Origin of the sequence: Boudabousia liubingyangii, from assembly GCF_001907245.1 — a bacterium.
Taxonomy (GTDB): domain Bacteria; phylum Actinomycetota; class Actinomycetes; order Actinomycetales; family Actinomycetaceae; genus Boudabousia; species Boudabousia liubingyangii.
In genome coordinates this window covers 399,684-413,651 of the sequence record NZ_MQSU01000003.1, presented here as the reverse complement: position 1 = coordinate 413,651, position 13,968 = coordinate 399,684, and the positions used below count along the sequence as shown (strand labels likewise).

Annotated in this window: 14 protein-coding genes; 7 read left to right on the top strand and 7 right to left on the bottom strand. The window is 53.5% G+C overall.

Annotated features, from left to right (window positions below):
* Window positions 1-237 precede the first annotated feature (237 nt).
* A complete protein-coding gene (locus tag BSR28_RS09120) occupies window positions 238-1,173 on the bottom strand; it encodes a hypothetical protein (RefSeq protein WP_073713688.1) in 936 nt (311 codons plus the stop codon).
* A 175-nt stretch (window positions 1,174-1,348) separates the two neighbouring features.
* Window positions 1,349-1,885 carry a hypothetical protein gene (locus BSR28_RS06530; RefSeq protein ID WP_073713687.1) on the bottom strand — a complete coding sequence of 179 codons (537 nt, stop codon included), beginning with the start codon at window positions 1,883-1,885 and terminating at the stop codon, window positions 1,349-1,351.
* A gap of 180 nt (window positions 1,886-2,065) precedes the next feature.
* Between BSR28_RS06530 and BSR28_RS06525 the strand changes: the two genes are divergently transcribed.
* Window positions 2,066-2,860 (top strand): mechanosensitive ion channel family protein, encoded by a 795-nt coding sequence (locus BSR28_RS06525; protein WP_073713686.1) that lies wholly within the window; start codon window positions 2,066-2,068, stop codon window positions 2,858-2,860.
* Complete coding sequence (locus tag BSR28_RS06520; RefSeq protein ID WP_073713685.1) at window positions 2,857-3,603, top strand: type 1 glutamine amidotransferase; 747 nt, start codon at window positions 2,857-2,859, stop codon at window positions 3,601-3,603. Before BSR28_RS06525 ends, BSR28_RS06520 begins: the two co-directional genes overlap by 4 nt.
* Window positions 3,604-3,695: 92 nt before the next feature.
* Here the strand turns inward: BSR28_RS06520 and ald are convergent, their stop codons facing one another.
* Both ald and BSR28_RS06510 read right to left on the bottom strand, forming a co-directional pair.
* A complete protein-coding gene (gene ald / locus BSR28_RS06515) occupies window positions 3,696-4,802 on the bottom strand; it encodes an alanine dehydrogenase (protein WP_073713684.1) in 1,107 nt (368 codons plus the stop codon).
* 60 nt (window positions 4,803-4,862) lie between these two features.
* A complete protein-coding gene (locus BSR28_RS06510; protein ID WP_180372221.1) occupies window positions 4,863-6,287 on the bottom strand; it encodes an amino acid permease in 1,425 nt (474 codons plus the stop codon).
* 154 nt (window positions 6,288-6,441) lie between these two features.
* Here BSR28_RS06510 and BSR28_RS06505 point away from each other — a divergent pair, with 154 nt between their 5' ends.
* Together BSR28_RS06505 and BSR28_RS06500 are read left to right on the top strand one after the other, a co-directional pair.
* Window positions 6,442-7,191: an ABC transporter permease gene (locus BSR28_RS06505; RefSeq protein WP_073709244.1), complete on the top strand. Its 750-nt coding sequence runs from the start codon at window positions 6,442-6,444 to the stop codon at window positions 7,189-7,191.
* Between the two features lie 9 nt (window positions 7,192-7,200).
* The gene (locus BSR28_RS06500; RefSeq protein WP_073713683.1) at window positions 7,201-7,773 is read left to right on the top strand and encodes a hypothetical protein; all 573 of its coding nucleotides are present in this window, start codon (window positions 7,201-7,203) and stop codon (window positions 7,771-7,773) included.
* Here the strand turns inward: BSR28_RS06500 and BSR28_RS06495 are convergent.
* On the bottom strand, window positions 7,770-8,366 hold the full coding sequence (locus tag BSR28_RS06495; protein ID WP_073713682.1) for a DUF4232 domain-containing protein: 597 nt from the start codon (window positions 8,364-8,366) through the stop codon (window positions 7,770-7,772). The two genes, BSR28_RS06500 and BSR28_RS06495, sit on opposite strands and share 4 nt — an antisense overlap.
* A gap of 73 nt (window positions 8,367-8,439) precedes the next feature.
* On the opposite strand from BSR28_RS06495, the gene bsh reads away from it, so the two are divergent.
* Window positions 8,440-9,411: a choloylglycine hydrolase gene (gene bsh, locus BSR28_RS06490; protein WP_073713681.1), complete on the top strand. Its 972-nt coding sequence runs from the start codon at window positions 8,440-8,442 to the stop codon at window positions 9,409-9,411.
* Window positions 9,412-9,520: 109 nt separating this feature from the next.
* On the opposite strand, the gene BSR28_RS09055 is transcribed toward bsh, so the two are convergent.
* Together BSR28_RS09055 and BSR28_RS06480 are read right to left on the bottom strand one after the other, a co-directional pair.
* A complete protein-coding gene (locus tag BSR28_RS09055) occupies window positions 9,521-11,269 on the bottom strand; it encodes an Ig-like domain-containing protein (protein WP_073713680.1) in 1,749 nt (582 codons plus the stop codon).
* A gap of 230 nt (window positions 11,270-11,499) precedes the next feature.
* Window positions 11,500-12,081, bottom strand: a complete 582-nt coding sequence (locus BSR28_RS06480; RefSeq protein WP_143237611.1) for a hypothetical protein — start codon at window positions 12,079-12,081, stop codon at window positions 11,500-11,502.
* Between the two features lie 74 nt (window positions 12,082-12,155).
* On the opposite strand from BSR28_RS06480, the gene BSR28_RS06475 reads away from it, so the two are divergent.
* Together BSR28_RS06475 and BSR28_RS06470 are read left to right on the top strand one after the other, a co-directional pair.
* Entirely contained in the window at window positions 12,156-12,845 is a 690-nt protein-coding gene (locus BSR28_RS06475; RefSeq protein WP_073713678.1) for a TetR/AcrR family transcriptional regulator, read from the top strand.
* Window positions 12,846-12,872: 27 nt separating this feature from the next.
* Window positions 12,873-13,856 (top strand): biotin--[acetyl-CoA-carboxylase] ligase, encoded by a 984-nt coding sequence (locus tag BSR28_RS06470; RefSeq protein ID WP_073709251.1) that lies wholly within the window; start codon window positions 12,873-12,875, stop codon window positions 13,854-13,856.
* Window positions 13,857-13,968 lie beyond the last annotated feature (112 nt).

Sequence of the window (13,968 nt, the reverse complement as noted above, 5' to 3'; positions counted from 1 at the left end):
GGGTCTCCATTTCGCTTGGTAGTTGCCTCAATCCTATGGGCCACCGAGTTAGGGAACAAGCCAGAATTGGCCAATTTACATGGGTAAGTTTCCCCGTCTAAGGCGTTACGTTTTTTCGGTTTGAATGCAAAAGCCCCAGTAGGGTTTGACTAAAACTTATCGGTTTTAGCCAGATTCCCTACTGGGGCAAAGCTGAGGGGTGGTTGCCCCTCAATAGCGTATTAGCTAATCATTAAATCACTGAGCATTGCGCTTGACGATGGTCATGATGCCAAATACGAAGCAAGCAATGGAGAACAGGATGGATAGGTAAACACCGGCTCCCGCAGAGGAACCGTAATCATTACCCACGGCCGCGAATAGCGTGTTGCTGACCGAGTTTAGACCGATCATTAGCATGCTGGATAGGAAGAACATGACAACACCGTTGACGATGCCAGAAACCCCGGCGAAGATATCAAGTCCGGGCTGCTTGACGAAGAAGCGAGCACCGGCGGTGCCTAGGATTGCTAGGTAGCCAAGGAGTAGCAGCACGGGTAGGAAGTCGATGCCGCTCATTCCGGTTAGCATGCCGCCGGAGTATCCCGAAACGATAGGCATAAACATGGCAATCAAGCCAAGGAAGGCGGAGGCCATGAGGGCGATTCGTGGCCAGTCACGTTCGGCTTTGAAGTCTACCTTTACGGAACCTGCGGGAGCGGCAGTTGCCTGGAATCCGCTTTGGATATTGCTTGCACCCATGAAAGAAGCGGGGGCGGCGTACTGCGGCTGGGCATACTGCTGACCATACTGCTGCTGAGCGGGCTGGCCGTACTGTTGGCCGTACTGCTGCTGGGCTGCCTGCGGCTGAGCGTACTGCTGACCATACTGCTGCTGGGCCGGCTGGCCGTACTGTTGGCCGTACTGCTGCTGGGCTGCCTGCGGCTGAGCGTACTGCTGACCATACTGCTGCTGAGCAGGCTGACCATACTGCTGACCGTACTGCTGGCCATACTGTTGCTGAGCTGCCTGCGGCTGAGCGTACTGCTGACCATACTGCTGCTGAGCAGGCTGGGCGGGCTGAGCTTCAGCTTGCGGGGCGGCGGGCGGCGGCGGGTAGCTAGAAGCGGTGTATTCAGCTTTTACCTCTGCCGAGTTTTGTCCCTCAGCTTGGTTCTGATTATTAGGTTCCATGGGGGTCTCCATTTTTTATTGGTGATTCGGGTCTTATCCTAGTGCGCTACCTATCCCAAAACAACTGTTTTTGACTAGCGATTTCCTAAGAGTTAAGTCTAGAAAGCGCAGCTGTCCCAAGAGGTTCACCATTCATGACCTTGGAACCACCTAAAACGGCAACTCCCCGGTAGCTTTACATGAACTGATTCTGGGAGTTAGCTGTAATCCGGTTTTCTTTCCAAATTGCGGCCCCAATGAGGATCAAGGAGGCCAGTAAAACAGCAACCGTAGTGACAGTAAAAAAGATCATCCCGTTTGCAATCGCGTAAGAACTACCTGAGAAAACTGTGTTTCCCATGAGTCGACGCATTTCAAGAATCTGCGATAGCAGAGTGTAGTTGAAGTACCCGATTGCGGCTCCACCGATAATCCCGACGATTCCGGTTATGAAATCAAGAATCTGCGAGTTCGAGGTGAAGTTTACAAGTAGCAGGATTATGACTAGGCAGTAGAGAAGTAGTCCTGTCGCGATTCCCCAGGCCCAGCTCATTGAAATATCCGCACTTATTGCTTGCGTCATGATCTTAAACAGGGTCAGATCTAGGTCTGGATACAGCGGAATAAAAGCTGCCACGATTCCAGCTAGCACTGCGACCAGCAGGAATGTCTTACTCCCACTAACTTTTGAGGTAGAGGGAGTGTAGATTACGGGCTCTTGTTGTTGGGTCATTTCACTGTCCTTATCTTGTTCCTACTCTCAATCCTATTCGTTCGGATTCTTCAAAACAATCAATAAACGGTTTCACTCCCTCTAGATTCGGGATTTTTCGCCGTTTTTCTGGATTTGGGACACGTTATTTTTTGTTTTTGCGGCTTTTAGCTTATGGTTTTGCGCATGAGGAATCCCGGTTTGAGCGCTATCACTGGAGCTGCTGCCCTACGTGGTTTGACGGTTTTGTTTGTGGGCGTAGCTTTTGCGTACGTGTTTTCAGTTTTGATGCGTCAGTGGATGCGTTGGCGAGGTCGCGGCGCTTCTTCCCGCCGCATCCTCAGTACCGTAACTTTTTGGGTTATTTCTGCCCTGGTTTTTGCCGCGGCGATTACGGTGGTTTTCCCCTCCATTAATCCGGTTGATATTTTGGGTGGCTTGGGTGTTATCTCGGTGGCTGCCGGTATTGCTTTCCAGACGGTTTTGGGGAATATGTTTGCCGGGATCGTGATCCTCTCTAGGGATTCTTTCCGGGTGGGTGACCAGGTAAAAGTCGGTGAGAATGCGGGTACGATCACGGAGATTCACCTATCTTCGACTGCAATTCGTACTTTCGATGGACAGTTAGTGATTGTGCCCAATACGATCATGCATTCTTCGCAGGTGGTCGTTCAGACTGGATTTGAGCGAGTCCGCACGGTGGTTCCGGTGGAGCTCTCTAGTCAGGCTGATTTTGACCGCGCCCAGTTGATTGCGGAAGAGGTTATGGCGGATCTTGATTTTGTGATGAATGAGCCGGCCCCTAGGGCGATGTTTTCTGGGGTGGGCGTGGAATCTGTGACCATGGAGCTCTTGTTTTGGTCCGGTTCAAAGAAGCTGGAGTCGCGTGAGGCCACGGATATTATTATTCGCACTGTGGTTAAGGCCTTGCAGTCGGCTGGGATTGAACTGGCCACTACCGGCTTGGAGGCTTTGCGGGCTGGGGGCGCGAATTGATTACGGTACTACAGCCTGACTTGGTGGCCTCTCCGGGGCGTTTTCCCCGCTGGGCCCGCCATTTGGGTATTGAGCTGAATATGATTCCGCTGTTTTCGGATCGGGATATTCCGGCCCCTATCCCCCACGGTGAAGCGTTGATTGTTTTGGGTGGCCGGATGAATGCGCATTCTGAGCGTGAGCATAGTTGGCTTAATCCGCTGCGGGATCTAATGGTCGATTGTGTTGAGCGCCAGGTCCCAGTCTTGGCGATTTGTTTGGGCGCGCAGATTGCGGCCCGGACTTTTGGTGGCCGGGTCGCAACCCCGGCACCCGGCCAGGACGAGGTCGGTTTGGTGCCTTGGACCGCTAACGAGGCAGCTTCTTCAGATCCGCTTTTGGGCCCAGCTTTGCGGGCGGCCCGGGAAGCAGGCGCGGGTGGGACCTTCCCCGCGCAGGCCTCGCATCATGACGCGGTGGTGGAGCTACCTGAGGGGGCGACGTTGTTGGCGTCCTCGGCGGTGTGCCCGATTCACACGTGGCGGTATGGTTCCTTGGTGGCTTTCCAGCATCACCCAGAGATGGCGGCCCCTAGGTTGGCGGACTTGGTGGCACGGGAGTCAATTCGTTTTGGGGCCTCAGCGGCTGAGGCGAAGTCCCTGTGGTTTGAAGCAGTTTCTGAGGCGGCTGAAATTGAACCTATTACGGATGCCTTTGGGCAAACCCTACTGGGGACTTTAGAGTCCCTAGCGGCTAGCAGTTAGTTTTTGGGCATAAAGTGGGCCGGGCGGTACCTTCATGGGGGTGACCGCCCGGCCGGCTTTTTAGGCCCTACCTAGACCTTCGTGGTCCTGGATTATTCCGGTAGGGGGAAACTTTCGATCCCTAGCGCCTGTCCCACGGGGGCAGAGATAAGTTTGCCATTGTGGGTGGTTAGGCCCTTGGATAGTTCGGGGCGTAGCTGGCAGGCGTGGCCCCAGCCTTCATCCGCTAGTAGGACACAGTAGCGCATGGTGGCGTTGGTCAGGGCGTAGGTGGAGGTGAATGGTACCGCGCCAGGCATATTGGCCACACAGTAGAAGGTGGAGTTGTGGACCTTGAAGGTCGGGTCGGCGTGCGTGGTGGGGTGAGAGTCTTCAAAGCAGCCGCCTTGGTCGATGGCAATATCGACTAGAACGGAGCCGGGCTTCATCTTGGAGACCATTTCATTGGTGACTAGCTTGGGGGCTTTGGCGCCTGGGACTAGCACGGAGCCAATGACTAGGTCGGCGGTTTCGCAGGCCTTAGATACTGCCAGCGGGCTGGAGTATTGGGTGCGGACTCGATGTCCGGTTAGTTCTTCGATTTGGCGTAGGCGGGCGGTGTTGACGTCAAAGACGGTGACGTTCGCACCCATTCCGGAGGCTACCTGGGCGGCAGCGAATCCGGCGACACCACCGCCGAGGACGATTACCTCCCCGCGGTTTACGCCGGCGGCACCACCTAGGAGGGTGCCGTCACCGCCTTGGAATTTGAGTAGGGCGTGGGCGCCTTCTTGGGCGGCTAGGCGACCGGCGATTTCTGACATGGGGGCCAACAGCGGCAGGGAGCCGTCTGGCATTTGGACGGTTTCATAGGCGATCGAGGTGACTTCTTTTTCGATCAGTTGGCGGGTGAGGGGTTCGTCAGCGGCTAGGTGCAGGTAGGTGAATAGCACCAGTCCGGGACGTAGTCGGTGGTATTCGCTGGCGATTGGTTCTTTTACTTTTAGGATGAGGTCTGATTCGGCCCAGAGTTCGTCGGGGTCAGCTTTGAGTTCGGCTCCGGCGGCTACGTATTCTTCGTCGCTGATGCCGGAGCCTAGGCCGGCTCCTTCTTGGACGTAGACTGTGTGTCCTTTTTCGGTTAGGGCGTGGGCGCCGTCCGGGGTGAGGGCAACACGGAATTCGTTATCTTTTACTTCTGTGGGTACACCGACTCGCATTTCTTCTCCTTTGAAGAGGTCAAGTCCCACCCTTTTGGTGGGGCGTACTTGTTTGTAACGTTAGTCCGCTTTAGGGGTTTTGGCAACGACTTTTCGCGAAGCGAACCACGCGATTGTCAAGAAGATAAACCACGCGGGTGAGGCCGCGAGGGCGATGGCAGTATCGCTTTCTTGGGCTAGGGCCCAGAGGACGAAAGCGAAGAAGCCTAGGCAGATGTAGGCCATGACTCGGCCACCGGGCATCTTTGCGACGGAGGCTTCGTGTAGTTCTGGCCGGTAACGGCGGTAGCGCAGGTAGGAGACGATGATGGCGGTCCAGACGGCAATGAATAGTACGGATGAGAGGGTCGTGAAGATGGTGAAGGCGAAGATCAGGCTGTCTGAGAAGTACAACATGGGCACGGAGGCCAACAGCATCACGGAGGTTAGTAGTAGCGCCAGTGCCGGGACGTTCTTTTCGTTTAGTTTGCCTAGTACTTTGGGGGCTTGTCCGGCGGTGGCTAGGCCGTAGAGCATGCGTGCGGTTGAGTAGATCCCCGAGTTTGCCGAGGATGCGGCGGAGGTTAGTACTACTAGGTTGACGACGCTGGCCGCGAACCCTAGTCCGGCTAGGGCGAACATGCCCACGAAGGGTGAGGTTTCGGGGTCGATTGCGTTCCAGGGGGTGACGCACATGATGGCGGCTAGGGCGCTGATGTAGAAGATGACGATGCGTCGGGGTACGGCGTTGACGGCCTTGGGGAGGGTGGTTTCGGGGTCTTTGGTTTCTGCGGCGGTGGTTCCGACTAGTTCGATGCCGACGAAGGCGAAGACCGCGATTTGGAAGGCCCCGATGAAGCCGCTGGCTCCGTGGGGGAAGAAGCCGCCGTGGCTCCAGAGGTTTGAGAAGCTGGCGGTGTGACCGTCGTTGGTGAATCCGGTGATGACCATCCAGAGGGCCACTGCGACTAGGGCGATGATGGCGACGATTTTGATGATCGCGAACCAGAATTCCATTTCGCCGAAGACGCCTACGGAGGCCATGTTCATGCCTAGTAGTAGCAGGATGGTGGCTAGTGGGACTAGCCAGAGGGGCACGTCGTGCCACCAGAAGCGAATGTACCCGGTGATGGCCACGATGTCGGCGATGGCGGTAATGACCCAGCAGAAGAAGTAGGTCCAGCCCACCATGAAGCCCGCCCAGGGTCCGATTAGGTCGGCGGCCATGTCGGCGAAGGATTTGTATTCGAGGTTTGAGAGTAGGACTTCGCCTAGGGCTCTCATGACGAAGAAGAGGAAGAAGCCGATGACGGCGTAGACCAACAGTACGGAGGGGCCAGCTAGGGCGATGGTTTTCCCGGATCCCATGAAGAGTCCGGTGCCGATCGCGCCACCGATGGCGATGAGCTGGATGTGACGGTTGGTGAGGGAACGTTCTAGGCTGCGTTCTTCCTCGGCCAGCTTGGACGTCACTTTTTGGGGTGCACTGTTTGGCGGAGTTGTCATCGTTGAACCTCTTTGTTTTCGAATAAACTCGTTTCAGCGTCTAGTTTAACGCAAGGTCGGTCACTTTTGACGGCGTTTAGTCCCATTATTGGGTCTTTTTTCTGGGCAATTTCCTATACTGCTGGGATAAGGATTTTTTCTAGTTGGTGATTGTGTGTTTTCTGTTCCTTTAAGTGCCCTTCTTTTTACTTTGGGCGGTTCAGCGATCCTTTTGACGTTGACGCTTTTGATGCAGCAGTATTACGGACTGAAGCTGGGCTGGCAGCCGCTGATTGCGGGCTTGCGCGCGGTGGTTCAGTTGGCGGCCCTGTCGATTATTTTGCATGGCGTGGTCCAGTCGGTTTGGTTCGCGGTACTGTTTGTGATTGTCATGATGACGATCGCTTCGGTTACTTCGGCTAGGCGCAATAAGCAGTTACCTTTGGGGATGCGTTCGGTACCGACTGCGATCTTTATTGCGGCCACGATTACCATCACGTTTGTGTTTGTTTTCCGCATGCTTGATTTCAGTGTTTCGAACCTGATTGCGGTGGGTGGCATTGTGACAGGTAACTGTATGAGTGCCACTACCCTTGCGGGTCGTCGTTTTGCGGATACTTCGCGTGCTCAGCGGGGCCAGGTGGAGGCTTGGTTTGCTTTGGGTGCGGCTCCGGCGAAGGCTTTCCAGGAGGTTTCGCAGACGGCTATGCGTGAGATGCTGATCCCGAAGATTGACCAGACTAAGAACACTGGTTTGGTGACGCTGCCGGGTGCTTTTGTGGGTGCCCTATTGGGCGGTGCGGTGCCTTTGCAGGCGGCTCGTTTCCAGCTGGTCGTGTTGATCGCGATTATGTTTGCGCAGACTTTAGCGGCTATTATTCAGACAACTGTTTTGTCCCGCGCTACTGTGATCATCGCTGATTGAGGTTTGAGAATGCCTGAGGAAACTCCGCGTCTTTCATTTGGGGCGATCTTTGCTGGTCGTCTGTTTACGGGGTTAGTTGAGGGTTTCTTGATTTGGGTGTGCGTTCTTCTGGTGGCCTGGTTTTTACGCCTAGATGTGGGCGTTGGGCTTTGGGCGCAGGTGGTCTTTGGGACGGCATTCGTAGCTGCGGCGGTTTTGGCTTGGTTCCAGTATGTTTTAGCGGGTTATAGGAACGTCTATGTTCCTTCTGGTTGGGGCTTTGTATTTGGAAACCTGCTTTTGCATACTCTGACAGCTTTCGGGGTTGCGGTAGCTTTGCTGCAGAGCTTCCTTCTGGCTTTGGTTCCTACGGTTTGCGTGCTGGTTTTTAGTCTGGGCTTTGCACTTTGGCTACAGGAATGGAAACCGGGGCCGACTCCGGAAGAGGTCGCAGAGCGCAAAGCCGCGCTGCATAAGCTGACGGAGGAGACTAAGGCTGAAATCCGTGAGGAGCGCGAGCAGCAGCGCCGTCAGCGTCAGCAGCGGGACGAGGATGATCGCTATGACGATGATGGGTTTTTAAAAGGTATTCGCCGCGACTAGTTTGCAGGCTTGGTGGGCCCGGTCATTTCGATCCCCTGCGTTAGACAGGCGGGGAAATTTTCACCTAGTTCTTGGGTTACGCCCGCGCCAGCAAACTTCACTTCTACGGCTTTGATGCTGGTGGTTTTGCAGGAGCCTCCGGCGTTTCCGGGGAGTTTGAAACTGTAGTTAACCATGGCATGCGGGGCTAGGGTTTGTTCTGCTGCTGACTGGTTGTCCCCGGTTTTTACTTCGACTTCTTGTCGAAGACCGTCTTGGTCAATCACCCAGACTTTGGGTTTGTTTTTGCTTAGTTGGCATTCTTGGTCTGAGCTGTTGGTGATGGTTGCTTCTAGGAAGCGACTGCCGGCCCCGCCTTGTGGTTTGGCGAAATCGATTTTTAGGTCCGCTTCTTGGCATTCGCCCGTCGCAGTCGCTGTGGGTTGTTCGGCGGTTTTTTCGCTTTTTTCTGTTGTCTTGTTGGTGCTATTTGTTTCTGCCGAGGCCGCTGGGGCAGTTTTTGTTCCCGTTTCCTTTTCGGGGGCTTGGGTACCACAGGCGCTAGTGAGGACTAGTACTGCGGTAGCGATTAGGGATAGGCTTTTGGTATTCATATTCTTAGAATACAAAAAATGTGCCCTGCACCACCTTTATGGTTGGGTTGCTACTTTCTGAAAGGTATTTGCTGTGTGTACCGCTTTGGCTTTGTGTGCTTCTAATACTTGCCTGTTTGGTCGGAACTTGGATTTGGATGCTGGTTTCGGCCAGCAGGTCGTGGTTACGCCTAGGAAGTTTAGCTTTGAGTTCCGTGGAGGTTTGGTCAACGCTGATCATGAGGCCTTGATTGGGATGGCAACAGTTATTAACGGGTACCCGCTTTATGCTGAGGCTACTAATGAGTCGGGTTTGTCAGCGGCGGGCCTGAATTTCCCTGGGAATGCGGTTTATCATCCTCGGAAAGAGGGGGCGACGAATGTGGCCCCGTTTGAGTTTATTCCTTATGTGTTGACTCAGTGCCAAAATCTTGCTCAGGTGCGGGAGCTTTTGGGGTCGTTGAGTGTTTTGGATGAGCCGTTTGCGCCGCAGGTTCCGAATTCGCCTTTGCATTGGTTGATTGCTGACAAGTCGGGCGCTTTGGTGGTGGAGTCTATGGCTGATGGTTTGCATTGGTTTGAGAATCCGTTGCAGGTTTTGACTAATAATCCGCCGTTTGATTTCCATTTGGAGAATGTGAAACTGTATTTGAATGTGTCGCCTTCATGGCCGGGGAATTCTTTTGCTCCAGATGTGGACTTAGCTCCGGTGGGGGTTGGTTTTGGCGGGCGAGGTTTACCTGGCGATTCTTCGCCGGCTTCGCGTTTTGTAAAGGCTGCTTTTGAGCGTAGTGCGACGTTGGCTTTGTCAGATCAGGTAAGCGTGAGCCAGTTTTTCCGGATTTTAGAGTCAGTGGCCATGGTTAAGGGTGATACTTTGAACCAGTCGGGGCAGCCGGAGTTCACGGTTTATTCTTCTTGTTGTGATACGTCTGATGGGACGTACTATTACACAACTTATGGGAATCACCAGATTACGGCGGTGAGGCTGCCGGAGGATCTGGAGGTGGATTCTTTGTTTGAGTTCCCTTTGGTTGAGGGGGAGCAGTTTAATTTTGTGAATTAGTCTTTGTCTTGCTTGTTGTGGCAGGCTTTGTTGGTTTTTTTATAAAAGTTGGGGGCGGGTCCTTTTGGTCCTGCCCCCAACTTAATATGTGTTATGACCAGACGGCTTCTTAGTCGTTCTTGCGACGCTTAGCACCTACGACGATCAGGGAACCTGCAGCTGCCATAACTAGTGCGGCAGCGCCTAGTACGGCTGCGTCGGCACCAGTTTCAGCTAGGGAGACACCAGAGTTGCTACCGCCAGTTACTGGCAAAGTAGGAACACTACCGCCCTGCGCCGAATTCTTCGGACCTACCGGAGCAACAGGCTCAGCAGGCTTACCAGGCTTGGGAGAAACAACCGGAGCTTCAGGAGATTCCACCGTAACTCCAGGCACCTCAACCGAAACCTCTGGGGTCGACTCAAGGGTCTTTTCCGGGGTCGACTCAACAGTAACTTCCGGGGTCGGCTGAACAATCACCGGAGGTGCAGGATTAGGAACAAGAGGAGTCGTAGGAGCCTCAGGCGTTGTTTCAACCGTTTTCTCCGGGGTTGGCTCAACAGTCTTCTCCGCGGTCGGCTCTACCGTCTTTTCCGGAGTCGGCTCTACCGTCTTTTCCGGAGTCGGCTCTACCGTCTTCTCCGGGGTTGGCTCAACAGTCTTCTCCGGGGTCGGCTCAACAGTCTTCTCCGGGGTCGGCTTCACCGGAGACTTAGGAGCCTCAGGGGTAGGCTTTTCCGGGGTCGGCTTCACCGGAGGCTTAGGAGCCTCAGGGGTAGGCTTTTCCGGGGTCGGCTTCACCGGAGGCTTAGGAGCCTCAGGGGTAGGCTTTTCAGGAGTCTTATTGCTTGCTTCCTGGTCACTGATAACACCGCCGGCCTTTTCGTACAAAAGCGGAGAGGTCACATGCTTCACTTTGAGTCCATCGCCGCTAAAGTCCGCAATATTGTAGTAGGTAGTGTTGTAAAGAGGACCCTTAATTTCTGCGACGACTTGAGCGATCTTAATCTGAGCACCCGCCGGCAGGACATCCATCTCCACGGTAAGGAGGTTCGGAGTGCAGGAATACTTTACTCCTTCACGAAGGGATTTCAGCTGAGCCTCAGAATAGTTCTTCCCCTCAATAGTGAGCATCTTTTCAATATTGGCATCATTCCAACCACAGTTAAATTCCCAAAGACCACCCTTGTCCGCATAATCAGTCAGTTTTACGTGCTTAACTTCATGGTCAAAAGTGGGAGAGAAAATACGCCAAGATAGGCCACGTTTGATGTTGAAATATTGATGATCGAAAGGTAGGGTGAACCAACCTTCTTTAGTGAAGTACTTCGGATCTTCTTCTCGGCCAGTCGGCTGAGAAATATTGATCGTAATGGAATTTTTCTCAGTAAGTTTGATCGGAACAGATACCAGCTGGTCACTCTCAAAAGCTTTAACAGTAGCGTTAAATTCAAGACTACCCGTGATCTGCTCCGCCAGCTTTTCTGCAGCAGAATTAAATACTACCGTTACGCCATTCTTTTCCTGCTTAGCACAGGCATAAACGCTTCCGTCTTTTTTGTAGACAATCGGGAAATTCTTCACCCCGACACCTTCAAAGTACTGTGCAGGTAGTTGGTACTTGAAGTAATCCCCCGCCTTAGGTGTAGCAGGAAGGGCGAAATCAATCTGGTAGCCAACCTTATGTCCCGCAACTAGCTTATCTGAATCGAGCTCAACATTAGTTACAGCATTCTTAATTTCCGCACCAGTTGGAGCTACACAACCATCAGCAGCTAAAGCGACCGAGGTGGAGGTGAAAGCTGGCAGCAAAGAGGCAGAAACACCAACAACAGCCAAGGCTGTAGCTGCAGCAAACTTTCGGAATTGCGTGGCCATAAAAACCCTTCCATTTTAAAGTAAACAAACCCACCTAAAAACTAGGCGTTCGGTCATCGTAGCAGCACCAAAAACCCTATGCTAATCGATTTCAGAAAAGTGTCACATAAACGACTTTTAATAATCGTTTTCAGCCTCAATTAGGCTAACGGATACAAATCTGCGTCACTCAAAGGAAAGCTACGCAACAAAAAAGTCACCCGGAGAATACAAGCAAATATAAAGTGCTGTTAGTCCATGTCTATCGACGAGCCAAGAGAAAACTCTACTTTCACACTCGGATCATCCCGGTGATCAAGGAATGCGAAAATCGCTGAGAAGAACAAATACGCAACCAGCCACGGAATAACGAACCAGATCAGCCAAACTCCGATAATGAAAAAGCCAGTGCGTAAGAAACCATCCTTAGAAAAGCTCTCAGCCAAAAATAACAACACTACCGGCGCAAGCATTAACAACACATTTATAAGAAACTGCCCAGATTTAATGGTGCGCCACTGTTGCCGCCCCATCAGCAAGACCGCAATCAAGGGCCCCACAATCACAAGAATCACTAAGTCCCCCAAAAACTGGATGGCATACCAGACATCCGGTTCGGGATCCATGAACCCATGCATAACATAAGAGGTAGTACGCGCTAGATAACTCCGATATTCAGTCATCCCGGCCGACCACAACCACAGCAGTCCCCAGGTCAGCAAATATCCAACCAGGGCACTCAAGTACTTGGAAACTTTGAACCAAGCACGCAGGATCGGGTTATCTATAAACCTGTTCCATAAACTACGCGGCTTCGTGTCTTGCGCATCCATAAACCCATTATTGTGCACATACCGACACTTTATCAAGGCCTGATTTACACACTGATCACCTATACTTAAGGAGTATGACAGGTCGGATTGATACCGTAGAGCGCCTAATCAAGGCCACCCGCGAAGTGCTCATTGAGCACGGCTTCGCAGGAGCAACTTTAGAGCGAATTTGCGCCACCGCCGGCTTTACTAGAGGCGCCTTCTACTCCAGCTTCGGTGACAAGGATGCCCTCTTCACCGTCGTCGCCGAAGACGAATACACCGAATCCATCAAACGACTCAAAGCCGTCTCTGACCAGTGGGAAGAAGACCTACACCCCAGAGCCGTAGCCCGCGGGGAAGCCAGCGTCGTCATGACCCAACTACTACCCCACGCACTCAAAGCCATTGGCCTGGGCCGCGACTTCTTCATCCTGCACAACGAATTCCTGGTCCGCGCCGCCCGCGAACCCGCCTGGGGACTACAGTTCCGCGAAGTAAACCGCGACTTCGTCCTCTCCCTATCCCAAGTTCTCACCCAAATCCTGGCAGCCGTCGGAAGGGAACCCACCGTCCGCGGTGAAGCACTCTCACAGGCTGTCATCGGGATCGCCCTTCGAGCCACCGGTGTAGACGCTTGGCGACACGAACTACCCAACCACGATCCCGAACATCCCGCCCCGCGCGGCACCATGCTGGACCTGAACGACATCAGCGCCCTCATCATTAACCTGCTAACCGCCTGCTCCAAGCCGGTTGGCACCGCTGAGCTTCCTGCTCAGTAATCTATAGAAAAGTCCAGGGCCCGTCCCATGAACCCCCAAGTCCCCATTATTCAGTTACCTGAAGTGACCTCCACCCAAGATGAAGTTCGCTTCGCTTGGAATCCAAAAGCACCTCTACGAATCCCCGCTGAAGAGCTAGAAACCAATGCAATCGACTTAGACGCAAGGCTCCCCGTCACCGACCTAGTCCCCTTCGGCCTACAAGCCTCCCACCAATCCCAGGGACGAGGACGCTTCAACCGCACCTGGGAAGACCACCCCAGTGGTAGCATCCTACTTAGCTTGGCCGTCCAACTCCCCCAGCAACAAGCTCACCAAGCCGGCTGGCTACCCGGACTATTGTCCCTAGCTGCCGCCGAAAGCATCAACCAACTAGCCCCGGAAGTCAAGAACGAATGGTCACTAAAGTGGCCAAATGACCTGTGGCTCTCTGGGAAACTCGCGGGCACCCTAGCCCAAGCGCTAACTGTTGCCAACCAAAAAGACGGTTCGGGAGCGCCCTCGGCAAAAGAAAATGGAAGCCAAACGGTCGAAAATAGCGAGGCTAACGGACTGGAACCTAAAAACTCCAAAATGGCCGCCCAACCGCAACGCTATATCTGCGGAATCGGCATGAACCTCAAAGCGCCCGTAACCACAGAAGAACTGCCGTACGTGGCCGACCTAGAAAGTCGCCTACTGAACCGCGCGCCCCAAATCGAACTGGACCCCTGGGTGTGGGGACAGCAGATTGCGGACAACTTCCTGCGCATCCTCAAAAGCTGGCAAGAAGCAGATTGGGACATTTCACATTCTCTGCTCCCCTACTTCGAATCCAAACTCCTGGGATTAGGCCGTGAAGTAACCTTCCAGCAGCCCGGACCAGACGGGGAACTAGCTCCTGCCCGGACCGGGGTGATCCGCGGAATTACCAGTGAAGGCGCGCTAAAACTAGAAGTAGATGACAACCTATTAATCTTCACCAGCGGGGAACTCACCTTCCCCAATAAGGAAGAATTCAAACGCTACTAGGCACCCATTTTGAGGTTCCTGGTGTGCCTCGATGCGCCCAAAATCGGCCGCTAGCAGCCGGCTGACAGAACGCTAATACACAAATGTATTTCCCTCAAAGAAACCCAGAAAT

Bases quoted from the DNA above. Each gene is read 5' to 3' on its own strand.
- BSR28_RS09120 (WP_073713688.1), bottom strand. From the start codon at position 1,173: ATGGAACCTAATAATCAGAACCAAGCTGAGGGACAAAACTCGGCAGAG.
- BSR28_RS06530 (WP_073713687.1), bottom strand. From the start codon at position 1,885: ATGACCCAACAACAAGAGCCCGTAATCTACACTCCCTCTACCTCAAAA.
- ald (WP_073713684.1), bottom strand. From the start codon at position 4,802: ATGCGAGTCGGTGTACCCACAGAAGTAAAAGATAACGAATTCCGTGTT.
- BSR28_RS06510 (WP_180372221.1), bottom strand. From the start codon at position 6,287: ATGACAACTCCGCCAAACAGTGCACCCCAAAAAGTGACGTCCAAGCTG.
- BSR28_RS06500 (WP_073713683.1), top strand. From the start codon at position 7,201: ATGCCTGAGGAAACTCCGCGTCTTTCATTTGGGGCGATCTTTGCTGGT.
- BSR28_RS06495 (WP_073713682.1), bottom strand. From the start codon at position 8,366: ATGAATACCAAAAGCCTATCCCTAATCGCTACCGCAGTACTAGTCCTC.
- BSR28_RS09055 (WP_073713680.1), bottom strand. From the start codon at position 11,269: ATGGCCACGCAATTCCGAAAGTTTGCTGCAGCTACAGCCTTGGCTGTT.
- BSR28_RS06480 (WP_143237611.1), bottom strand. From the start codon at position 12,081: ATGGATGCGCAAGACACGAAGCCGCGTAGTTTATGGAACAGGTTTATA.
- BSR28_RS06475 (WP_073713678.1), top strand. From the start codon at position 12,156: ATGACAGGTCGGATTGATACCGTAGAGCGCCTAATCAAGGCCACCCGC.
- BSR28_RS06470 (WP_073709251.1), top strand. From the start codon at position 12,873: ATGAACCCCCAAGTCCCCATTATTCAGTTACCTGAAGTGACCTCCACC.